Annotated in this window: 22 protein-coding genes; 8 read left to right on the top strand and 14 right to left on the bottom strand. The window is 62.3% G+C overall.

Annotation, left to right across the window (positions count from 1 at the left end):
• Nucleotides 1-1,008, bottom strand: coding sequence for a type I glyceraldehyde-3-phosphate dehydrogenase (gene gap / locus DT068_RS12315; RefSeq protein WP_119390130.1), 1,008 nt, complete (start codon nucleotides 1,006-1,008; stop codon nucleotides 1-3).
• A 248-nt stretch (nucleotides 1,009-1,256) separates the two neighbouring features.
• Between gap and DT068_RS12310 the strand changes: the two genes are divergently transcribed.
• A complete protein-coding gene (locus tag DT068_RS12310) occupies nucleotides 1,257-1,730 on the top strand; it encodes a MarR family winged helix-turn-helix transcriptional regulator (RefSeq protein ID WP_119390129.1) in 474 nt (157 codons plus the stop codon).
• Complete coding sequence (locus DT068_RS28000; protein ID WP_162914162.1) at nucleotides 1,717-1,875, top strand: hypothetical protein; 159 nt, start codon at nucleotides 1,717-1,719, stop codon at nucleotides 1,873-1,875. The genes DT068_RS12310 and DT068_RS28000 overlap by 14 nt, the downstream gene beginning before the upstream one ends.
• On the opposite strand, the gene DT068_RS12305 is transcribed toward DT068_RS28000, so the two are convergent.
• A complete protein-coding gene (locus tag DT068_RS12305; protein WP_119390128.1) occupies nucleotides 1,847-2,158 on the bottom strand; it encodes a DUF1272 domain-containing protein in 312 nt (103 codons plus the stop codon). The genes DT068_RS28000 and DT068_RS12305 overlap by 29 nt on opposite strands.
• Before the next feature lie 57 nt (nucleotides 2,159-2,215).
• On the opposite strand from DT068_RS12305, the gene DT068_RS12300 reads away from it, so the two are divergent.
• Nucleotides 2,216-3,211 (top strand): GlxA family transcriptional regulator, encoded by a 996-nt coding sequence (locus DT068_RS12300; RefSeq protein ID WP_119390127.1) that lies wholly within the window; start codon nucleotides 2,216-2,218, stop codon nucleotides 3,209-3,211.
• 1 nt (nucleotide 3,212) lies between these two features.
• Here the strand turns inward: DT068_RS12300 and DT068_RS12295 are convergent, their stop codons facing one another.
• The 11 genes from DT068_RS12295 to DT068_RS12245 all read right to left on the bottom strand — a co-directional run bounded on the left by DT068_RS12295 (nucleotide 3,213) and on the right by DT068_RS12245 (nucleotide 16,696).
• Nucleotides 3,213-4,697, bottom strand: a complete 1,485-nt coding sequence (locus DT068_RS12295) for a zinc-binding dehydrogenase (protein WP_119390126.1) — start codon at nucleotides 4,695-4,697, stop codon at nucleotides 3,213-3,215.
• 6 nt (nucleotides 4,698-4,703) lie between these two features.
• On the bottom strand, nucleotides 4,704-5,141 hold the full coding sequence (locus DT068_RS12290) for an SRPBCC family protein (RefSeq protein ID WP_119390125.1): 438 nt from the start codon (nucleotides 5,139-5,141) through the stop codon (nucleotides 4,704-4,706).
• Between the two features lies 1 nt (nucleotide 5,142).
• Nucleotides 5,143-7,344 carry a flotillin domain-containing protein gene (locus DT068_RS12285; RefSeq protein ID WP_119390124.1) on the bottom strand — a complete coding sequence of 734 codons (2,202 nt, stop codon included), beginning with the start codon at nucleotides 7,342-7,344 and terminating at the stop codon, nucleotides 5,143-5,145.
• Between the two features lie 74 nt (nucleotides 7,345-7,418).
• A complete protein-coding gene (locus DT068_RS12280; RefSeq protein WP_119390123.1) occupies nucleotides 7,419-9,623 on the bottom strand; it encodes an ABC transporter permease in 2,205 nt (734 codons plus the stop codon).
• Nucleotides 9,616-10,401: an ABC transporter ATP-binding protein gene (locus DT068_RS12275; protein WP_119390122.1), complete on the bottom strand. Its 786-nt coding sequence runs from the start codon at nucleotides 10,399-10,401 to the stop codon at nucleotides 9,616-9,618. The genes DT068_RS12280 and DT068_RS12275 overlap by 8 nt, the downstream gene beginning before the upstream one ends.
• Nucleotides 10,402-10,407: 6 nt before the next feature.
• Nucleotides 10,408-11,655: an ABC transporter substrate-binding protein gene (locus DT068_RS12270; RefSeq protein WP_119390121.1), complete on the bottom strand. Its 1,248-nt coding sequence runs from the start codon at nucleotides 11,653-11,655 to the stop codon at nucleotides 10,408-10,410.
• 30 nt (nucleotides 11,656-11,685) lie between these two features.
• Entirely contained in the window at nucleotides 11,686-12,726 is a 1,041-nt protein-coding gene (locus DT068_RS12265; protein ID WP_368904691.1) for a branched-chain amino acid ABC transporter permease, read from the bottom strand.
• Nucleotides 12,723-13,757, bottom strand: a complete 1,035-nt coding sequence (locus tag DT068_RS12260; protein ID WP_119390120.1) for a branched-chain amino acid ABC transporter permease — start codon at nucleotides 13,755-13,757, stop codon at nucleotides 12,723-12,725. The genes DT068_RS12265 and DT068_RS12260 overlap by 4 nt, the downstream gene beginning before the upstream one ends.
• Entirely contained in the window at nucleotides 13,754-15,079 is a 1,326-nt protein-coding gene (locus DT068_RS12255) for a metal-dependent hydrolase family protein (protein ID WP_119390119.1), read from the bottom strand. Before DT068_RS12255 ends, DT068_RS12260 begins: the two co-directional genes overlap by 4 nt.
• A 58-nt stretch (nucleotides 15,080-15,137) precedes the next feature.
• Entirely contained in the window at nucleotides 15,138-15,917 is a 780-nt protein-coding gene (locus DT068_RS12250) for an alpha/beta fold hydrolase (protein WP_119390118.1), read from the bottom strand.
• Entirely contained in the window at nucleotides 15,914-16,696 is a 783-nt protein-coding gene (locus DT068_RS12245) for a fumarylacetoacetate hydrolase family protein (RefSeq protein WP_368904690.1), read from the bottom strand. Before DT068_RS12245 ends, DT068_RS12250 begins: the two co-directional genes overlap by 4 nt.
• Nucleotides 16,697-16,953: 257 nt before the next feature.
• Between DT068_RS12245 and DT068_RS12240 the strand changes: the two genes are divergently transcribed.
• Both DT068_RS12240 and DT068_RS12235 read left to right on the top strand, forming a co-directional pair.
• Complete coding sequence (locus tag DT068_RS12240; protein ID WP_119390116.1) at nucleotides 16,954-17,625, top strand: FadR/GntR family transcriptional regulator; 672 nt, start codon at nucleotides 16,954-16,956, stop codon at nucleotides 17,623-17,625.
• A gap of 9 nt (nucleotides 17,626-17,634) precedes the next feature.
• Nucleotides 17,635-18,150, top strand: a complete 516-nt coding sequence (locus DT068_RS12235) for a FadR/GntR family transcriptional regulator (RefSeq protein ID WP_162914161.1) — start codon at nucleotides 17,635-17,637, stop codon at nucleotides 18,148-18,150.
• Nucleotides 18,151-18,183: 33 nt separating this feature from the next.
• Here the strand turns inward: DT068_RS12235 and DT068_RS12230 are convergent, their stop codons facing one another.
• Entirely contained in the window at nucleotides 18,184-19,344 is a 1,161-nt protein-coding gene (locus tag DT068_RS12230) for a DNA recombination protein RmuC (RefSeq protein WP_119390114.1), read from the bottom strand.
• A gap of 101 nt (nucleotides 19,345-19,445) precedes the next feature.
• Here DT068_RS12230 and DT068_RS12225 point away from each other — a divergent pair, with 101 nt between their 5' ends.
• From DT068_RS12225 to prpB, 3 genes are all read left to right on the top strand, one after another.
• Entirely contained in the window at nucleotides 19,446-19,853 is a 408-nt protein-coding gene (locus DT068_RS12225) for a hypothetical protein (RefSeq protein WP_119390113.1), read from the top strand.
• A gap of 99 nt (nucleotides 19,854-19,952) precedes the next feature.
• Nucleotides 19,953-21,404 (top strand): bifunctional 2-methylcitrate dehydratase/aconitate hydratase, encoded by a 1,452-nt coding sequence (locus DT068_RS12220; RefSeq protein ID WP_119390112.1) that lies wholly within the window; start codon nucleotides 19,953-19,955, stop codon nucleotides 21,402-21,404.
• Between the two features lie 10 nt (nucleotides 21,405-21,414).
• Nucleotides 21,415-22,347 (top strand): methylisocitrate lyase, encoded by a 933-nt coding sequence (gene prpB, locus DT068_RS12215; protein ID WP_119390111.1) that lies wholly within the window; start codon nucleotides 21,415-21,417, stop codon nucleotides 22,345-22,347.
• Nucleotides 22,348-22,353 lie beyond the last annotated feature (6 nt).

The raw sequence follows: 22,353 nt of genomic DNA, 5'->3' as shown, positions 1-22,353 counted from the left end.
TCAGATATGCTTGGCGAAGGCGACGGCCGTATCGGCCATGCGGTTCGAGAAGCCCCATTCATTGTCGTACCAGGCAAGCACGCGCACCAGCGTGCCTTCCATCACCTTGGTCTGGTCCATGTGGAAGGTCGCCGAATTGGCATTGTGGTTGAAGTCGATCGAGACATTGGGATCGTTGGTATAGCCGAGGATGCCCTTGAGCTGCTGCTCGGCCGCCCGCTTGATGGCGCCGTTGATCTCCTCGGCGCTGGTCGCTTTCTTGGCGACGAATTTGAAATCGATCACCGACACATTGGGTGTCGGCACGCGGATGGAGACGCCGTCGAGCTTGCCCTTGAGCTCGGGCAGAACGAGGCCGACGGCCTTGGCGGCACCCGTCGAGGTCGGGATCATGGACAGCGAGGCGGCGCGGGCGCGGTAGAGATCCTTGTGCATCGTATCGAGCGTCGGCTGGTCGCCGGTATAGGCATGGATCGTGGTCATGAAACCTTTTTCGATGCCGACCGCGTCGTGGAGCACCTTGGCGACCGGCGCCAGGCAGTTCGTCGTGCAGGACGCGTTCGAAATGACGATATGGTCCTTGCTGAGCTTGTCGTGATTGACGCCATAGACGACGGTGAGATCGGCATTGTCGGCGGGGGCCGAGACGATCACCCGCTTGGCGCCGGCGGTGAGATGGGCGGAGGCCTTCTCCTTGGACGTGAAGATGCCGGTGCATTCGAGGGCGATGTCGATGCCGAGATCCTTCCACGGCAGCTGCGCCGGATCCTTGATGGCGGTGACCTTGAACTTCTCCTTGCCGATCGAGATCGTGTCGCCGGCAACGCCGACCTCATGCGGGAAGCGGCCATGCACGCTGTCATAGCGCAGCAGATGGGCATTGGTTTCGACGGGGCCGAGATCATTGACCGCCACCACGTCGATATCCTTGCGCCCCGATTCGAAAATGGCCCGCACGATGTTGCGGCCGATCCGGCCAAATCCGTTGATGGCGACGCGCACTGCCATGGCTCTCTCTCCTGTTCCAAGTCTTTAGATTTAGGGCCCGCTTTATAGACGAGTTGAAAGCGGGGGGAAGAAAAAATGCCCCTTTCTGCCTGATTCAGGAATTTCGCCTCTTTTTTAGGCGCTGGGGCGGTTGAGCTGTCCTGACGGACCCGGCGGCAATCACGCGTCAAGATCATAACTGAGCTTACATTAAGAATAGATATTATAATCTTGCTTATTAAATGATGGAACTCTAGATTTCCGCCATCATGAAACCCGAACACTCTTCAATCGGCCTTTTGCTGATGGATACCGGGCGTTTGCTGCGCAAGCGTTTCGATCAGAATGCGCGCGGCACAGGACTCACCCGAGCGCAGTGGCAGGTTCTGAAAGAGATCCATGTCCAGGAAGGCCTGAGCCAGGGAGCGCTCGCCGAGCTCCTCGAGGTTGAGCCCATTACCGTCGGCCGCTTGGTCGATCGCCTCGAGCAGGCGGGCCTGATCGAGCGCCGCCCTCATCCGAGTGATCGGCGCGCCTGGTCGCTTTACCTGTTGCCGGCCGCTCACCCGCTTCTCGACACCCTCAAGGTCATCGCGGCGGAAACGCGCGCCGAATATCTGAAGGACATGAACGATGCGGAGATCGATGAGGCGATCCGGCTTCTCTCCAGGATCAAGAGCAATCTCATCTCCGTCATGAGTGATGCGGGCGACGAGAGGAGAGTTGGAAATGGCCGTCGCTGAAGCCAAACAGGAAACCCGCAATCTTGCGGGCCATGTGACGCTCTTCAATCTCGGCCTCCATATGCCGGGCGTGGGCGGCGGTGCCCCGCTCGCCGCCGCGGCGAACTGGTCGGCCATCAGCGTTCTTCCGGCAGGATGTCCCTGATCCGGCGGCTATGGTCGGCAATATCCTCGCGGCTATAGGAGAGCGACACGCGCCTGCCGGAGGCCGGACGCAGGGCAAGCGACAGTCCGGCTCGCCATTCGGTTGCCGGACGGATCGGCCGCGGCGCAAAGCCGCCGCCGCAATTCGGGCAGACATTGAACAGCACCTTGTCGACGCAATCGGCGCAGAAGGTGCATTCATAGGAACAGATGCGCGCTAGCTTCGATGCCGGTGGAAGATCGCGATCACAGCATTCGCAGTTTGGTCTGAGCTCCAGGGCCATGGGCCTCGCTCTCAATTGTTGGACAGGAACAGGCTAGCGGATTACGCTCTGGCGCGAATGCCAAAGAACCCTCGAATTCCGCCAAAGCCCCGGTCGGTGGAGATCGTCGTGTTTCCCGATCTCCAGCTTCTCGATGTTGCGGGACCTCTTCAGGTCTTCGCCTCCGCGAATGATGCCGAGCGTGCGTCAGGCCATGCGCCGCCCTATGCCATTCGCGTGGTGGCGCGCCGGACGCCAGTGATGACATCGGCCGGCCTGCCGATCCTCGCAGGAAAACTGCCGCCGTCACGCCGGCCGGTCGACACGTTGATCGTCGCCGGCGGGTCCAGCGTTCACGCGGCCTGCGAAGACCGGCAACTCGTTGGCTGGCTCGCGCTGCGCGCCCGCAAGGCGCGGCGCGTGGCGTCGGTCTGCAGCGGAGCGTTTCTCCTGGGCGCGGCCGGCCTTCTCGAGGGCAAGCGCGCCGTCACCCACTGGGCCGATTGCGAGCGCCTGGCGCGCGACTTCGCCAGGACGCGGGTGGACATGAACGCGATCTATGTCCGCGACGGCTCCCTGTGGACCTCTGCCGGCGTGACTGCCGGCATCGACCTGGCACTCGCCATGGTCGAGGAGGATATCGGGCATGCCGTAGCCGCTGCCGTTGCGCGGGAGCTTGTGGTGTTCCTGAGGCGCCCCGGCGGCCAGGCGCAATTCTCGACCGTGCTGTCTTTCCAGGAGCGAACCCGCGAATTCGACCACCTGCATGGCTGGATCGCGGGCCATCTCGCCGAAGATCTTTCGGTGCCCATGCTGGCCAGGCGCGCCGGCATGAGCGAACGCAGCCTGTTGCGGCACTATCGCGAGCATCTGGGCATCACGCCGGCGCGCGCCGTCGAGAAGCTGCGGGTCGAGGCCGCTTGCCAGTTGCTCGCCACGACACGCGATCCGGTGAAGCGGATCGCCCGGCGCTGCGGCTTCGGGTCCGAGGAGACGATGCGGCGCAGCTTCTTCCGACAGATGGCCGTCGCACCGCATGATTATCGGGCACGCTTTTCCTCGCCTGGCTGCTAGCCTATTCCGCTGAGAGGACGATCGATCCGATAGTGTTGCGCTCCGCCAGCGCTTGATGAGCGGCGGCGGCTTCGGCCAAGCGAAACACGCGGGGATACCCGATCGATACGGCGCCCTTCTCCACCATCGAGAAAAATCTTTGGGCATGCATGAGAATTGCCGCGCGTGTCTCGGTGTAGTGGCCGTAATTGGGTCGCGAAAGCGTGACCGACTTGTTGGCGAGCTTGCCAATTTCGTAAAGCCCGATATCCCCGGAGGCCTGCCCGAAACTCACTAATGTGCCGCGTGTCTTGAGCGCCCGCAGCGAACCCTCGAACGTGTCCCGGCCCACCGCGTCATAGACGACGTCGACACCGGCGCCGCCGGTGATGTCCAGGACAGCTTGGGCAAAATCGGTGCTGGCGTAGTTGATGGCATGGTCGCATCCCGCCTGGCGGATCCGGTTGACCTTTTCCTCGCTGGACGTCGTGCCGATGACGGTCGCGCCCAGGGCTTTGGCCCATTGCGTAAGAAGGAGCCCGACTCCACCTGCCGCCGCGTGCACAAGCACCACATGCCCCGGCTTGACGCGATAAACTTCATGCAACAGGAAGCTCGCGGTAATTCCTTTCAGCAGGGAGGCGCCGGCAATCTCGTCGCTCAGGAAGTCCGGCACATGAACCAGGACATCCGCCTTCATCACCCGCAGATTGGTATAGGCGCCCGGCGGCGCACAGGCATAGGCCACACGGTCTCCCGGCCTGAACCCGGAAACACTCGAGCCAACGCTTTCGATCACGCCGACAGCTTCCATGCCGGGAATGCCCGGCGGGGAAATGAGATTGAAATAGCCGGTGCGCATATAGACATCGATATAGTTCACGCCGATGAAGCGCTGCCGGATGCGCACTTCGTCAGACTGGGGCCTCGCGACCTGAATGGACTGATATTGCAGCACGTCGGGACCGCCATGCGCGTGCATGACAATGGCCTGGGCGCTATCTTCACCCTTGGCCGGCAAAGGCGCGGTCCTTGCCGACGCACTCGGCACCGAGGCCGCTGGCTTACTTTTGCCCCGCAATAGCTGCTTGATGGCGCGGAAACCCGCCTCGTAGATATCCTCGGCGACGAGCTTTTCCAGGGCCTTCTCACGCGATCCGGGCGCGGTGAACTTCGATCGCCATTCCCAGAAAGTCTGTTCGCCATCGGTGACCGGCAACAGCCTCACATGGGCGACATAGCCCATCAGCGGAACCGGCGCGTCGAGGATGCAATAGTCGAAGCTTCGTTCCCGATCCGAAAGCGCCAGAAGCTGCTCACGGATATGAGAGCCATCGGCCAGCTGAAACGCACGGACGGCGCCGATCATGTCGGCCGGAGCCTTATCCTCGATGCTGCTTCGTGTCACGGCGGGATGCCAGGTGTCATGACCGTTGAAGTCGCGCAGCAACGCCCAGACCTCCTCGATCGGCGCGTCAACGACAGTCGACCGGCGCACCTCGACCATTGCGGATCAGCGCCCGAACCGGGATTTGAGCGCCGTAAAGGCAGCCTGAAACACATTCTGCCCTATGTCCCTGACGAGGCCGTCCTCGCGCTCGGGCGGCGCATCAAAACTCGCCTTCCACGTCGCGAGCGTCGCATTGCCGTCCGTGATGGGAATGAGAGCCAGGGTGGCGATGTAGTTTTCCACGCCCATTGGGCTTTCAAGGATCGAATAGGTGCAGGACATATCGAAATCGGAGAGCGCCAGCAGCCGCTCGCGGATTCTGCCGCCGTCCTTCAATCGGAAACTGCGGATGCAGCCGACCTGGTCCGGCCTCATATTCTGCTCGATCCGGCTTTCCGCGACAAAGGGCGCCCAGGCGGGAAGCGCGTTGAAATCCCGGACCGCCAGCCAGACGGCTCCAGCCGGCGCCGCAATCACGCTCGAGACATAGACCTCCGCCATATCAGCGGTCCCTGTCGTCGTCGGTGTCGGCCGCCTTCGACTTGCCCCGCTCCGGCCGGCCCTTGCCCTTCTCCTTGGTGAGGGTCACGATATCCTTCGCATCGCGCAGAACCTCCGTCATGCGCCCGACACTGCCGCCTTCGATGCCGATGTCTTTCATGAGGCTGTCGATCATCGGGGCCTGGACGCGGTAGCGCAGGGCCGAGTCGATCACTTCATCGGTCACATTACGGTTGCCGCCGGCACCGCCATTCATGCCATCGACATGGAGTATCTTGATGCCTTCGATATTTTCCAGCGGCCGCACGCTCTCGCGCACAATGCCTTCCACTTTGTCGAGGAGCTTGCTGCGATAGCGCGAGTGACGGGCGCCCTCAGAGAGAACATTCTCGGCCTCCGCCATCTGCCTGTGGCCCTTGGCATCCACTTCGAAGCGCTCGGCGGCAGATTTGGCGAGGATTCTGACGGACTCCGCTTCGCCCTGCGCCGAAATCTTCCTTGCGTCGGCAAAGGCCGTGGCGGCCTTCTTTTCGGAATCCGCCTTGACCGTCAGGCGAACGGCGTCACGCTCGGCCTCGCGCTGGGCGTTGATGATTTCAGTGAGCTTCCGGCGCTCGGCAATCTCGCGCTCACGGGCCGTGAAGGCCTGCTCTTCGGCCTGCACCGCCTTGGCGCGCGCCGTCTCGGCATTGACGATCGCCAGTGAGCGTTCCGCCGATTTCTTGGCAAGATCGATGGATTTCTGGAGCTCGGCCGTTTCGACCAGCCGGTCCTTTTCAACCGTCAGCTGCCGCAATTCGCTGTCGCGGACGATGCGCGCCTCGCTCAACCCCCGCTCGGTGGAGATGCGGGCCCGCTCGACTTCCTCGCCGGCCGAAATTTCCGCCTCTTCGAAGGCTTGGCGTTTGGCGATCTGGAGGGATTCCAGGGCCCGCTCGCGCTCAAGCCTGGCCTGATCGACAATGCGCTCCTGGGCAATGCGGCTGGCTTCAAGCTCTTGCGCCGAGGCGATCTCCGCCCGTTTCTTCTCGGACTCGGCCTTGGTCACTTCGACCGCCTTGGCGGCAAGGACGATCTGGCGCTCGAGCTCGGCCAATTCCAGGCTGCGCCGACGCTTGACGTCCAATTCCTTTTCCTCCCGCTCGCGTTCGATGCGCGCCACTTCGAGCGAAAGGCCGAGAGCAATCTGCTCGCGCTCGGTCAATTCGCGCGTCTTCATTTCCACTTCCTCGAGCCCGCGGCGCCGGGCAATCTCGCGGCGCTGCGTATCCTCTTCATTCCTGATGCGCGCCTCGGTGATGCTGCGTTCCTGCGCCAGCCGGAACTTCTCGATCTCTTCGCGCGCGGCAAGTTGCGCCTGCTCGGACTCCTGGTCGCGCAAAGCCCGCTCCTTGGCTAGTTCGGTGCGTTGCACGGCGCGGCGAACCTCGATCTCCTGCTCCTGCGCCAGCCTTGCATATTCGCTCTCGCGATCGATATCGAGCACCTTGCGCTGCGCATCGAGATTCTGGGTGCGGATATCGACCTGGGTGCGCTGTTCGATCTCGTTGCGCATGCGGCGACGGCCTTCGATCGATTCGGTCAGCTGGGTAAGGCCTTCGGCGTCGAACGCGTTGGACGGGTCGAAGAATTCGAGTCGTGTCTGATCCAGATCGACGATGGCGACGCTTTCGAGATCGAGCCCATTGCGGGCGAGGTCCTCGGACGCCATTTCCTTGACGAGCTGCGCATAGTCCTTGCGCCGCTCATGCATGTCTTCGAGCGTCATCTGCGCCGCCATGGTGCGGAGCGCACCGGCGAACTTGCCTTCGAGCAGGTCGCGCATGCCGGCGCCATCGAGGGTGCGGCGGCTGAGCGTCTGGGCGGCGGCGGCGACGGCCTCTTTCGTCGACCCTACTTTGACGAAGAACTCGGCGCTGACATCGACACGCATGCGGTTCTTGGTAATGAGCGCGCGGCTTTCCCGGCGGGCCACGTCGATGCGCATGACATTCATGTTCACCGGCGTCGTCTCATGCAGCACGGGGATGACAAAGGCACCGCCATTCACCACCACTTTCTCGCCGCCGAAGCCGGTCCGGACAAAGGCGGTGTCCTTGGTGGAGCGGCGATAGAGCCAGCGCAGAATGTACACTGCGACGACGATGACAATGGCTGCAATCAACAGCCAGAGGATGAGCGCGCCGAGCGCCTGTGCTGCCATGATCCTTACTCCCTTATACCGGCCTCACCCGAAGGTGATGGCCTTAAATTCGTGTGATGGCCGGTGAACCGCATTCAGGCTCTCCTCTCCAGCCGGGGCGAGATGGACGTGAAAGCGGCGACAGCGGCATCCACGAAATGGGGGTCGTTTATGTTGCCGCTGACGCGCTCGACCTTGCGGCGCGTTGTGACCCGCACCGTCTTCTCGATGGCTTCGAACAGGGCGCCATCGGCTTCCGGATCGTGGAAGGCCTTGCCGGGAGAATCCAACAGAGAAACGCCGCCCTCGGGCAGCAGGAAGCGGACCTGGCCCTCCATCTGGTTCAGCCGGTCGCCGATCCATTGGCCGAAGGCGCGATTCTCCTCCCGGGTGGTGCGCATCAGCGTGACATTCGGATTGTGGATGACGAATTTGCGCGAGCGGAATTTGTCCGGAACGGTGTCGCGCGGACCGAAATTCACCATGTCGAGGGCGCCGACTGACCCGACATAAGGCAGACCCGTGCGGATCGCTGCACCGAAGCGATCACTGTCGGCGGCCATCACGCCGCCGACGATCATATCGGCCACTTCGGTGGTTGTGAGATCGAGAAAGCCGCTCAGGAATCCGGAATCGGCCAGATTCTCCATCGAGCGTCCGCCGGTTCCCGTGGCGTGGAAGACGACGCAGTCATAATCGCCTTCCAGCCGTTTCTGAACCGCCTGGATGCACGGCGTCGTCACGCCGAACATGGTCATGCCGATCGCCGGCCGCGCCAGCTTGCGACGGGCTTCCCGGGCCTGCGCGTCGGGTAACCCTGCGATCATACCGGCAAGCGCGTGCGCCGCATTTGCCAGAACCCGTTCGCTGATCGTGTTGATGCCCTGCACATCGCAGACCGAATACATCATCATGATGTCAGATGGCCCGACATAGGCGCCCACTTCGCCCGAGGCCACGGTCGACACCATCACCTTGGGAATGCCGACCGGGAGCTTGCGCATGCCCGCCGTCGCCAGCGACGTGCCGCCCGAGCCGCCGGCGGAGATGACGCCGCCAATGCCCCGTTCGCGCTCGATCCATCGGGCAAAGGCCTCGGCCATCGCGGCAACCGATTGCCCTCTGTCATTGGTGAACACGGCGGAGGAAGCGCTGCGATGCATGGACGCCACTTGCGCCGGCGTGACATCCGCCGCCGAGGGCTTGCCTGATGTCGACAGGTCGACCGTCCGCGTCGGAATGCCAAGGTTGCGTAGCCTGTCGCGAATGAAGCGCAGCTCCGCTCCCTTCGTATCATAGGTCCCGACAACCAGAGCGGTGCGGCCGAACCGCTCGGCATTGGCGATGGCGAATATTTTTTCAGGCTCGGCCCTGGCCTCGGCGGGAGAAGCGGGTGCTGCGGGAGTGACCAGCGAGATGCCCCACCGATTGGGCAGGGCCTCATTGGCCCGATAGGTTGGCTGGCCGGAATTTCCGGGCGTTGCTTCGGCACTGGGGCGCTCGATGCGGTAGACCTGCGCCACGCGCTCGCGCGTGGTCTCGCCTTCTTCGGGCTCGCTCGCCGGCGCGTTCTCTTCGGCGTGCCGCCCGACGCCCAGCAGCCGCTGCTGCAAAGGCTGGTCGGCCGCGAGGGCGCGCGAGTCCATCACCCGGTTGATGCGGCCATTGACCATGATGGCGACCCGATCGGAAACCGATGTGGCAACGCCGATATTCTGCTCGACCAGGAGGATCGAGACGTCTTCCTCCTTCGCCAGCGTGATCAGAAGCTCGCGCACCTGATCGACAATGAGCGGCGCCAAACCTTCCGTCGGTTCATCCATGACCAGCAGTTTCGGGTTGGACAGGAGTGCACGGGAAATGGCGAGCATCTGCTGTTCGCCGCCGGAAAGCTGCGCCCCGCCGCTGTTCCTGCGTTCAGCCAGGCGCGGGAAGGCCTGATAGACGCGCTCCAATGTCCAGCCGCCCTTGGCCTTGGCGCGATGCATGCCCAAACGCAGGGTCTGATCCACGGTGAGGCTGGGCCAGACCCGGCGTCCCTGCGGGACATAGCCGACGCCAAGCCGGTTGATCTCATGCGGCGCGAGCGAAGATATTTCACGTCCATCCATCCGGATACTGCCGCTGCGCGCCCGCCTCAGGCCGATGATGGTGTTGCACAAGGTGGATTTGCCCATGCCATTGCGGCCCACCACCGCAAGAATGCCGCGCTCCAACGACAGGGAGACGCCCTGCAGCGCGTGCGATTCGCCGTAATAGACATGCAGATCCGTGACCTGGAGAATGGGGCGGTCAGCCATGGCCACCCCCGAGATAGATCGCCTGCACCTGCGGATCGTCCTCGATTTCCTCTGGGCTGCCTTCCTTGAACATCCGGCCATTATGCATCATCGTGACATAGGTCGACACTTTAAGCGCCACATCGAGGTCATGTTCGATGATGATGTAGCCGATATGCGCCGGCAGAGAATTCAATATCGCAACGAGCTCGCCCCGCTCGCGCGGTGACAGGCCGGCGGCGGGCTCATCGAACAGGATGAAGCGCGGCGCACCGGCAAGCGCGAGCGCGATCTCGAGCTGCCTTTGCTCGCCATGGCTCAAGGCGGACACCAGGCTGTCCGTCAGGTGATCGAGATGGGTCGCGTGAATGATGCGCTCGGCCTGCGCCATGGTGGCATCGTCGATCGCAGGACGCAACAGCGAGAACCGGCCGCGGGAAACGCCGCGGCATGCAAGAAACACGCTGTCGCGGACACTCAGGCCTCCGAACAGCTGGGAGATCTGGTAGGTGCGGCGCAGGCCCCTGCGGATGCGCTCATGCACGGGAAAATGCGTGATATCCTCGCCGAAGAACTTGATATTGCCGGAACTGGGCAGGAAATCGCCGGTGATCGTGTTGAACAAGGTGGTCTTTCCCGCCCCGTTCGATCCGAGAACGGCCCGGCGCTCACCCGCCGCCACTTTCATGGCAATGCCCTCAAGGGCGACAAGAGCGCCAAACTGCCGTCCGACACCTTCCAGCTCCAGCGCATGAGCGCCGGTTGAAGAAAGTGTAGGGACGGCAGTCTGGGCTGTCATGGGCTTTTACGGGCAGGCAGGGTTGTCGCGGCCGACGACGCCAAGTTTCAGGAACTCGGCTTCATCCATGCCCAGCGTCTGATTGACCTGCGGCACCACCTTGACGACCTTGTTGTAGAGCTTGCCGTCGTCGAGCTTCGTCACCTCCGTCAGATAAATGTCGGCGATGGCGTTGCGGTTCTTGTCGAGGCTGACCTTGCCGGTCGGCGTGTCGAAGGAGAGTTTCGCCAGCGCCTCGCGGAACTTGGCCTGATCGCCCGACACATCGCCTTTGACCTGGTCGAGGGCAAGCAGGACAGCCGTGGTGTTGACATAATAGCCATGGGCGAAAAGCGACGGCGACGGGAAGCCGTCGGCGAAAGCCGCCTTGTAGTCGGCCACGAATTTCTTCCAGGCGGGCGAGTCATCCGTGTCCGAGATCGGTCCGGCGGAGGGCGTGCCGATCACGACATCCTTCGTCTTGCCTTCCGAACCCAAGACCGTCTGGTCGACGGTGATCGACCCGCCGATCAGGGGCGCCGAACCGCCGGCCTGCTGGTATTGCGTCAGGAAGTTGACGGCGTCGGCGCCGCCGAGGGCGACATAGACGGCATCCACGTCATCGGGAATGCTGGCGATGACCGATGAAAAGTCCTTGTTGCCGATCGGCACCCAGGATTTCGACGGGACCTTGCCGCCCGCCTTGCAGAAGCCGGCCATGAAGCCGAACACCTGCGTATAGGGGAAGGAGTAGTCCTCCGCCACGACAGCTGCTTTCTTGTAGCCCTTGGTGGTGAAGGCATATTCGCCCAGTCCGGCCATCCACTGCGCGCCATCGGTGGAGAAGCGGAAGAAGTTGGGCGCCGGGTCGCGCAACGTGGTGTCCTGGGCAGCCGACGTGCCGTTGACGAAGGTCACGTTGGGCTGCGTCTTGGCATAATCCTTGACGGCGAGGCCCTCATCCCCCGACAGCGGGCCGATGAGGATCTGCACGCCATCCTGTTCGACGAGTTTGCGTGCCGCCTTGACGGCGCTGTCGGGCGAAGCGTCCGAAGACCCTTGAATGATTTCAAGCTTCATGCCGCCGGCCATCATGTTGTGTTCCTTCAGGGCCAGCTCGACGCCACGCATGCTGTCCTGACCAAGAACGGTGAAAGGACCTTCCAGCGTGGCGAGTGTGCCGATCTTGATGGTGCCGTCGGCCATGGCGACTGAAGGAGCGATCAAGCTTGTCGCGAGTGTGAGTGCCAGAAGCGCTCGTCGATGCAGTTTCATAGACTTCCTCCCAGGGTTGATTTTGGCATTCTAGTCGCGGCCCTCATGATGAGGACGCAGGGATGTTGGAGCGAGGTGAGGCTTGAGCCTCTGCCACAGTCCCAAAATCCCGTCCGGTGAGATGAAAACGATCGCCAGGAACACCAAGCCGATGAGCGTATTGAAGCGCTCCGCGCCGATCAGGTCGATGGCAAAGGTCTTCATCAGAACATAGACAGCGGCACCCAGGAACGGGCCGATCGGGTGACGCAGACCGCCGATGACGGCGATCACCAATATGCCGATCGACTCGGCGACGCTGATGGTGCCGGGCGAGATGCGCCCGTTGAACCAGACATAAAGCACGCCCGCCGTTCCGGCGATGAGCCCCGCCAGGAAATAGGCAAACACCTTGATCGCCGTGACATTGTAGCCAATGGCGCGCATGCGCCGGGGATTGTCGCGCGTCGCCTGCAAAGCCAATCCGAAGGATGATCTGGCGCCATACAGCACCAAGCCATAGGCGAGGGCGGCTGAGGCGAGGCACAGATAATAGAAGGGCAGCGGATCGCGCCAGTACAATCCGAACAGCGTCGGCGGCTGGATGCCCCGGTAGCCGGAAAAGCCGTTGAACAGCGTATAATTCTGGTTCACGAAATAATAGAAGGCCGTCGCGATCGCCAGCGTGATCATGATGGTGTAGATGCCCGATGTGCGCACCGAGATCAGGCCGATCAGCGCCGCCGCTGTCGCCGCCAGCGCAATCGCCATCGGGGCCGCTATCCACCAGGGCCAGCCGAAGCCCATGATGCCGACGCTGTTTATTCCGAAAATGGCGAGACCATAGCCGGCGATGCCGGCGACGGTCAGCTGGGCCAGGCTCACCATGCCGCCATAGCCCGCCAGCACCATGAGTGAAAGGCCGATCATACCGAGGATGAGGATCTGACCACCGATCTGGAAGGTGAAGAAGCCGGGGACGATGAGGGGATAGATGATCAGCGCGACCGCGAGGATGACCGGCGCCGCACCCAGTTGCTGGAAAAACCTGTCGACGGCACTGGGGCCAGTGGCGATGTCGGTTATGCTCACCGTGCCGCTCCCATAAGGCCTTGAGGTCGAATGGCGAGCACGATCACCATGATGATGAAGGTCAGGACCACGCCATAGGTCGGGAAATAGACGAGCCCGATTTGCTCGGCGAGCCCCACCAGCAAGGCGCCGACGGCCGCACCCGTAACCGACCCCATGCCGCCGACGATGACGACCACGAGCGAGGCAAGGAGATAGCGCACATCTTCTCCTGGTGCCACGGACAGGACCGATCCACCGACGACACCGGCAAATCCCGCCAGACCGGCGCCGATGGCGAAGACGACGGCGAAAACGAGCTGAACATTGACGCCCGATGCCGCGAGCATGTTCCTGTCATCGACACCCGCCTGGATCATCATGCCCACGCGGGTGCGGTTGAGGATCAGCCACAGCCCGATGCCGATCACGACGGCGGCGACAAAGACCATCAGCCGGTAGAAGGGATACTTCATATAGACGGCATCGCCATTGGACTTGATGGCGGTGATGATCGGCGTCGAGATTGCGCCGTCCAGCCATTCGGGCACGGAGAACTGATAGGTGTTGCCGCCCCAGACCGCCAGCATGAGATCGGCGGCGACGATGGAAATGCCGATGGTCACCAATGTCTGGCGCAGATCGTCGCCTTCCAGCTTGCGGAACACGAAATATTGTAAGAGGACGCCGACGATCGCCATCGACAGCATGCCGGCGGCAATGCCGATGAGCCAATATCCCGTCCAGTTGGCGGCCGAGTAACCGATATAGGCCCCAAGCAGGTACAGGGAACCATGCGCCAGGTTCACATTGCGCATCAGACCGAAGACGAGTGTGAAGCCGCTGGCGACCAGGAAATATAGTCCGGCGACGGTCACGCCATTGAATATGGCGTTGACGAAGGTTTTCTTCGGTCCCATCCAGCTCACCAGGCCTTCCGGCCAGACCGCGAGGAACAGCCAGACCAACGCAGCGGCAGCCAGGAGACCGATGAGGGCCCAGGCCTGTCGGGCCGTTACGCCTTGCTGCGTGCCTGCCTGGCTGGCGTTCATGCGGTTAGTCTTCTTGTCTGCGCATTCATCTTGGGCGCCCGGTGGAATTTGCCATCCTTCATGATGGCCAGGATGCGGTTCTTGTCCTGCAGGATGCGGACATCGGCGATCGGGTCGCCATCGACCAGCAGCATGTCGGCAAGATAGCCCTGCTTGAGCATGCCGAGCTCGTGCTCCATGTTCATGATGTGGCCGCCATATTTCGTCGCCGCCTGGATCGCTTCCATGGGAGAGAAGCCGAGCATTTCGACGAAGGTCTGGATATCCTTGGCATTGGTGCCCTGCGGCGTCCACGCGAAGCCGTAATCGCCGCCGATGCAGATGCGAATGCCGCGGCGATGCATCTTCTTCATCGTGTCGATGCACATTTCGAGCTCGCGCTCATATTCGAGCGATAGCGGCGAGCCCGGCTTGATTCCCCAGGGCTCGGCATGCCGCGCGGTGTTGATCAGCCACGCAATGCCCGGCGCCACGATATGCTTGTCCTTCGCGGCCTCCAGCATGTCGAGCGCTTCTTCATCGGCAAACGAGGCGTGGAAGATATTCTGGATGCCATGGCGAACGCACTGCTTGACCGAGCCGGAGGAACGCGCATGGGCGGACAGAATCTTGCCGCGGCACTTGGCTTCCTTGGCGGCCATGGCCACCTCTTCTTCCGACATCGGCGTCTCTTCGGCGCCCATGCCGGTGATCGCCTCGCCGGAGAGATTGAGCTTGATGGAGTCGACGCCATATTTGATCAGCGTGCGCACCGTGCGTCGGATCTCTTCGGGCCCTGACACCACCAGGCCGAGATTGAGACCCTCATGCGGAATATGCGACGGCGCCGCATCACCGAGGCCGCCAACCGTGGTGATTTCAGGCCCGGCGGCCAGATAACGGGGACCCGGGAAGCGGCCCTGGTTGATGAATTTCTTGGCCACGACATCAAGCCGCGGTTTCGCCGCGGCAGCGCCGCGCCCTGAGGTAAATCCCGCGTCGATCACGAGCTTGGCCATCTCCATGGTGACCAGCATGTGTTCCTCGACTTCCATCATCTGGATGGGATCGATGCCCGGCGCGTTGTTCCATGACAGATGCAGGTGAGCATCGATCATGCCGGGCATGAGCGTGGCACCCATGCCATCGATGACCGTCTGGCCGCCCGCCATCGAGCTGGAGGACGAGAAGCGCGAGCTGCCCTTGGTGATGCTCTTGACGCGATTGCCCTGGACCAGGAGCTCGCCCGAATAAGGGTATTCACCGGTGCCGTCGAGAATGCGCACATTGGTGAACAGGACATTGCCTGAACCATTGTCCCAGCCATTGCCGGTATCTGCCATCTTCAGTCCTCCCAGTTTCAGCCGGCGTTTTTTGTTTTTTACCGGGTAATACGGATTGTCAGTGTCGCGTGGCCCTCAAAAAATCAGCCAGCAGGCTTGCGCATTCATTCGGCTTTTCGATCATGGTCCAATGGCCGCAGCGGTCGAGGACCTTGACCTTGGCGTGCTTCATTTTCTCGGCCATGGCATGGACCGATGCCGGCGGCGCCACACCATCCTCATCACCCGTGACCAGCAGCGTGGGACAACGGATCATGCGCAGATCGGCCGCCGTGGCGGAGGCCAGGGCTTCACAGGATTGCGCAAAGGCTTCCGCGTCCTGGCGCATGTGGCTTTCACGCACGAAAGCCGCCGCGACCGGCGCGTTCGACCTCGTGCTGGACGAGAGTCCCGCGGCAACAACGGCATCAGCCACGCCGCTCATTCCCTCGCTGCGCGCCTTTTGCGCCCGATCGCGAATGCGCTGGCGGGCAGCATCGCCTGGTTCCAGGATGGGCGCAAACAGCACCATGCCGGTGAGAGCCACAGGGTTCATGGCGGCGATATGCTGGCACACGATGGTTCCCATCGAATGGCCGACGAGAAATCCCGGAAACGCCCCCAGGCTCTGGGCCGCATCGACAACCGCGCGCGCCATATAGGCGATATCGAGCGTCTCATGCGGCAGGCGCGAGCGCCCGGAGCCCGGCAGATCCACCCTGATGCAGCGATGGCCGTTCAGGCTATGCAGCACCGTCTGGAAGCTGTTGGACGTGCCGCCCAGGCCATGGACGAAAGTGACGGGAATGCCTTCGCCGTCGACTTCCGCTTTCAGGTGCAGGGTGGCAACCGTGGTCAAGCGGCCTTCTCCTGCAGCTGGTTCTCCAGAACACCGATGCCGGCGATCTCGACCTTCATGATATCGCCGGCGACAAGATATTTCGGCGGCTTGTAGCCGATGCCGACCCCTTCCGGCGTTCCGGTGGCGATGATGTCGCCCGGCATCAGCGTGATGCCTTCGGAGATGGTCGCAATGAGGGTAGGGACATCGAAGATGAGCGCCGCCGTATTTGCGTTCTGGCGCAACTCGTCATTGATCCAGCAGCGCACATGCGTGTCGGCCAGATCGATTTCATCGCGCGTCACCGCCCACGGTCCCATGGGGCCGAAAGTGTCCTGCGATTTGCCGATCAGCCATTGGCTGTGCTTGCCTTGCAGATCCCGCGCCGTCACGTCATTGAGGATGGTGTAGCCCCAGACATGCTCCAGCGCTTGTTCTTTGGAAATGCCGCGCCCGCCTTTGCCGATGATGACGGCCAGCTCCGCTTCATAGTCGATGGCCGACGATACATTCTTGCTGAAATAGACTGGTGCCCGATGGGCGACGACGCATTCGGGCACTTTGGAGAAGATGATCGGGTGCTGCGGGACCGCACCTTGCGCCGCGCTCGAGTCGAATCCACTCGCGGCGAATTCCTTGGCATGCGCATGGTAGTTCTTGCCGACACAGAAGATATTCCGCCTTGGACGCGGGATCGGCGCTTCGAGAGTGATTTCACGCAAAGGGATTGGGTTGAGGGTGCGCGGCATCTCGTGGCGGCTGATCAGGGCCAGGAGGCCCTCTTTCGCTTCGTCCATCGAGAGATCGAAAGGAGCGATGGATTGACGCTTCTCGTCAACACAACCCACGCGGCGTTCGCCCCCAATGTGGAAAGTTGCTATCCGCACATCTTCTCCCTTACTATACCAATTTTATCATTGGTTCATTTTGATCAAGGATCGCATGACGAGAAAGACCGTGGCAAGTGGAAAAGCTCGGAAACTGCTGGCTCGATCTGGATTTATTTGAACCAATCATGCTAATGGTTTACTCATTGGTCTAGTTAGGATGTACCATGCCAAGTCACAAAGCGGCTGACATCGCCCGTGTCATGAAGGCGCGTATCGCGGAGGGCATGTGGCCGGCCGAGGCAACGCTCCCTAATGAACGCCAACTCGCCACGGAGTTCGGAGTGGCCCGCAATACAATTCGCAATGCTTTGCAGGTGCTCGAAAGTGAGGATCTGATCAGCCGCGAAGTGGGGCGCGGCACCATCGTCAAGCAGCAGGCCAGCGATGAATTGCGCCGGGTGCTGGAAAAGGTTTCAGGCGCCAGTCCGCTCGACATCCTGAATTTGCGGCTGATCATAGAGCCTCAGGTTGCGGCCTCGGCGGCGATCCACGCCAATTCACGCGACCTCGATTTCATCGACGAAGCTGACCGGACAGCCAACGGCTCGCCCGATCTTGAGACTTTCGAACATTGGGACAATGAATTTCATGCCCGCATCTACGCCGCGACCCACAACGAGTTCCTGATCGACTTCTACAGCCTGCTGGTGGTCGTTCGCTATCGAGCACCTATGATGGCGATCAGGCAGCGCGCTTTCACCGAGGATCGCCGGCAGCATTATTGCGAACAGCATATCCAGATTATGAAAGCCTTGCGCAGCCGGAACGCAACCGATGCGCATGAGGCCATGCGCAGCCATCTGGCGACGCGACGCCGGAATTATTTTGGTGAATAGGAGGCGCGAGTGAGCACACGGGCGAGCAGCATACGGATCGACGTGAAGCTTCAAGAGACCGGAGAAATGCTTGCATTGCTCCAGAGAATTTCAGGCACGGGTCCGGTGGATGTGATGGCCGCGCGGCTGATGGTGGAGCCCTATGCTGCGACTGCCGCGGCACTGAACGCGACGGGAGCTGATCTTGCCGCCATCCGCGAAGCACATGGCCTGGCTTCCGCGGAAACCGATCCTATGGGCTTCGAGAGGCTCGATGCCGAGTTCCACACCCGTATTTTTGCCGCGACGAGAAATGAGCTGCTTCTTTGTCTCAATGACATACTTCGCGTCGTGCGCAATCAATCGTCATGGATCGAAATCAAGCGCCGTAGCTACTCGGAGCCGCGACGCCGGCAATATTGCGACGAACATGAGTTGATCATTCAAGCGCTATTTTCCCGCAATGGCGACGGCGCGGCCCAGGCCATGAAGAACCATTTGCTGACCGTCAACCGAAACCTCTTCGGCGACGGGCAAGCCTATTAGTTGAGGTAACGAGAGAAGCTCTGGATTTGGCCGTTAGCGCCCTTGCACCAGCCTGAGCTGCGCCTCATCGCTCGCGACCTTCGCCGGCTCCTCGACATCGAGCTGCTCGATGCGCAAGCCCCGCTTGGTGATCTTGTCGGCAGACAGGCCGAGCTTCTCGAGATCGCCGCTGGCCTGGCCGAAATGGCGCTGCAGGTCGAGCACCCGGTCCTTGAGACGGCCGACATCCTCGAGCAGCCGCGCCACCTCGATCTTGATCACGCCCGCCTGCTCGCGCATGCGCGCGTCCTTGAAGATCGCCTGCATGGTCTGGATCAGCAGCATCAGGATATTCGGCGAGGCGATGATCACGCGCTCGCGATGCGCCTTCTGGATGACGTCTTCGAACTTCTCGTAGAGATCGGCATAGATCGATTCCGACGGCACGAACATGATCGCCGTCTCATGCGTCTCGCCGGCGATCAGGTATTTCTCGGCGATGTCCTTCACATGATGGATGACGTCCTTGCGCAGCCGCGTCTCGGCGGCGCGGATCGGTGCCTCGCCGGTCGCGACCTTGAGCGCATTGAAGGCCTCGAGCGGGAATTTCGCGTCGAGCACCAGGCGCAGTTCCGAATCCGGCAATTTGATCAGGCAGTCCGGGCGCGAGCCGTTCGACAAGGTCGCCTGGAAGGTGAAGGCATTGGCATGCAGCCCGTCGCGGATGATCGCCTCCATCCTGGCCTGGCCGTAAGCCCCGCGCGCCTGCTTGTTGGCGAGGATGTCCTTGAGCGAGACCATCTCGGAGGAGAGCTGGGTGAGATTGGCCTGCGCCGTGTCGATGACGGCGAGGCGCTCATAGAGATGCTTGAGCGACTGATGGGTGCGCTCCGCCTGCTCGTTGAGGCCACGGCCCAGCCGGTGGCTCACCTGGTCGAGCCTTTCATCGAGGGCCCGCGTGAGATGCTGCTGGCCGCTCTGCGTCTGGTCGGCGAAGTGGCGCAGCTGGCCCGCCATCTCGGCAAGCCGGAATTCGAGCTCGCCGGCGCGCCGCATCGTCTCGAGGCTTTCTTCCCGCCGGTGCTTCTGGCCGCGCCAGGCCAGCACCGCCGTGACGATGATGAGGAGAAAAGCCAGGCCGGCGCCGGCGAGCAGAAGCTGGCCGAGGCTGAAGGCGTGGTCGCCAATCTGGAGAACGGTCTGGTCGAGGGTCATCGCCGCATCCTAGACGATTCGCGCCCCGAAATACAAAACAAGAACGGTCTCGTCATAAAGACGGCAGCTTTTGCTGTAAGGTAAGGCCATGGAGGTCTGCCATGCTGCGCCAATTCATCTTCCTTGCGACGGTCCTGGCTACTTTTTCAGGGGCCGGTGCTGTTGAGATCACCGGCCGCTATGTGCTCGAAAAAGTGGAGCAGGGCTTTCTCCGGCTTGATTCCGAGACCGGTGTCATGGCGCTTTGCTCCGCCAAGGCGGGCGTGTGGGAATGTCAGACGATCAAGGATGACGGCCTTGATGCGGCTGCGGAACTCGCCCGGCTCCGCGCCGAGAATGAGAGCCTGAAGGCGCGTATCGCCGAGCTGGAGAAGGGGGCCGGGCCTACCAAGCTGCCGAGCGACCAGGAAGTCGACCGCATGATGGACATCTTCGGCAAGATGTTCGACCGCTTCCTCGACTTTGCCCGCGAGATGGACGGCAAGACCAAGAATGGTACGTCCCTCTGAGTGTCGACATAATTCGAGTATTCTTTGGATATTTCGATAGAAATTCCGCAATAATCCCCTATAGTGTCGACAAAATCCAGTCGGCTAGATGGGGAACGCGTGACCAGCCCGAACAACAATGAGCGACCGGCGCCCGATGGCGTGCTCGTGGACATTGCCGACTATGTCCTGAACTATCGCATCGACAGCAGCCTCGCTTATGAGACGGCTCGCAATTGCCTCCTCGACACGCTGGGCTGTGGCCTCGAGGCGCTCGATTATCCGGCCTGCACCAAGCTTCTGGGGCCGGTCGTCGCCGGCACAACGGTGCCGAATGGCGCCCGCGTGCCGGGAACGCCTTACCAGCTCGATCCCGTTCATGCCGCCTTCAACATCGGCACGATGATCCGCTGGCTCGACTTCAATGACTGCTGGCTTGCCGCGGAATGGGGACATCCTTCCGACAATCTGGGCGGCATCCTTGCCGTCGCGGACTGGCTGTCCCGCACCGCCCTTGCGGCGGGCCGGCCGGCTTTGACCATGCGCGACGTGCTCACCGCGATGATCAAGGCCCATGAGATCCAGGGCTGCCTGGCGCTCGAGAATTCCTTCAACAAGGTCGGCATCGACCATGTGATCCTCGTCAAGGTCGCATCGACGGCGGTGGTGTCGGGGCTTCTCGGCCTAGGCCGCGAGGAGATCGTCAATGCCCTGTCGCTCGCTTTCGTCGACGGGCAGGCGCTGCGCACCTACCGTCATGCGCCCAATGCCGGCTCGCGCAAGAGCTGGGCGGCAGGCGATGCGACGAGCCGCGCGGTACGCCTGGCGCTCATCGCTCAGACCGGCGAGATGGGATATCCCTCGGCCCTCAGCGCCAGGACCTGGGGCTTCTACGACGTTTCCTTCCGTGGCCAGCCTTTCCGGTTCCAAAGACCCTACGGGTCCTATGTCATGGAGAATGTGCTGTTCAAGATCTCCTATCCGGCCGAGTTCCATGCCCAGACCGCGGTCGAGGCGGCCATGGCCATCCATGGCCGGCTCAGGCAGATGGGACGCAGCGCCGCCGACATCGCCAAGGTCCGCATCCGCACGCATGAGGCCTGCATCCGCATCATCGACAAGCGCGGGCCGCTTCACAACCCGGCCGACCGCGATCACACGATCCAGTATATGGTTGCCGTCCCCCTGATCTTCGGCCGCCTCACCGCCGCCGACTATGAGGACGCGGTGGCCGCCGATCCGCGCATCGATGCCTTGCGCGCCAAAATCGAATGCGTGGAAGAGCCCGCTTTCACCCGCGACTATCACGACCCCGACAAGCGCTCGATCTCCAACGCGATGACCGTGACCTTGCAGGACGGCACCGTGCTGCCCGAGCTCATGGTCGAATATCCCATTGGCCACAAGCGCCGGCGCGGCGAGGGCATTCCGCTGCTCGAAGCCAAGTTCCGCGCCAATCTCGCGCGCCGCTTCGTCGACAAGCGGCAGCGGCGGATCCTCGATGTTTCGCTCGACCAGCAGCGGCTCGAGGCGATGGCCGTCAATGACTATGTCGATCTCTATGCGGGTTGAGAGGAACGCCATGCCGTATCTCCTCGGACAGGATTTCCCCGCGCAGCCTGCCGGCCAGCGTTTCCGCGCGCTGGTCGAGGCGGGCGGCATCCTGCGCATCCCCGGCGCGCATAATGGCATGGCGGCATTGCAGGCGAAGGCGGCCGGCTTCGAAGCGATCTATCTGTCGGGTGCTGCGATGACGGCATCGATGGGCCTGCCCGACCTCGGCATCATCACGGTGGACGAGGTCGCCTTCTTCGTCCGCCAGGTGGTGCGGGCGAGCGGCCTGCCGGTCCTCGTCGATGGCGACACCGGCTATGGCGAAGCGCTCAACGTGATGCATATGGTGCGCGTCTTCGAGGATGCAGGCGCTGCCGCGGTCCAGATCGAGGACCAGCTTCTGCCGAAGAAATGCGGGCATCTCAATGACAAGAAGCTGGCCGACCCGCGGGAAATGGCGGCCAAGGTCGCAGCCGCCCTGCGCGCCCGCCGGCATCTCTATGTCATCGCCCGCACCGACGCTGCCGCGAGCGAAGGTCTCGACGGCGCGGTGGCGCGGGCCAGGCTCTATCTCGAGGCCGGCGCCGATGCGATCTTCCCCGAAGCGCTCACCAACGCCGAGATGTTCCGTGAATTCGCGCGCCGCATGCCGGGCGTGCCGCTCTTGGCCAACATGACCGAGTTCGGCCGCACACCCTTCTTCACCGCCGCTGAATTCGAGACGATGGGCTATCGCATGGTGATCTGGCCCGTCTCGTCGTTGCGTGTCGCCAACCGGGCTCAGGAAAGGCTCTATGCGGCGCTTGCCCGCGACGGTGGAACCCAGGCGATGGTCGATCAGATGCAGACGCGCGCCGAGCTCTACGCCGCCATCGGGCTTGCCGATTACGAGGCGCTCGATGCCTCGATCGTCGCCACCATTACCCCCGAAGGCATGCCGCTGCGCGAGCCCGGCAGCTGACAGGCT

It is taken from the genome of Taklimakanibacter lacteus (assembly GCA_003576695.1).
GTDB lineage: Bacteria > Pseudomonadota > Alphaproteobacteria > Rhizobiales > Aestuariivirgaceae > Taklimakanibacter > Taklimakanibacter lacteus.
Note: the sequence above shows the minus strand (reverse complement) of the source record. Positions and strands in the feature narration are given on the sequence as shown.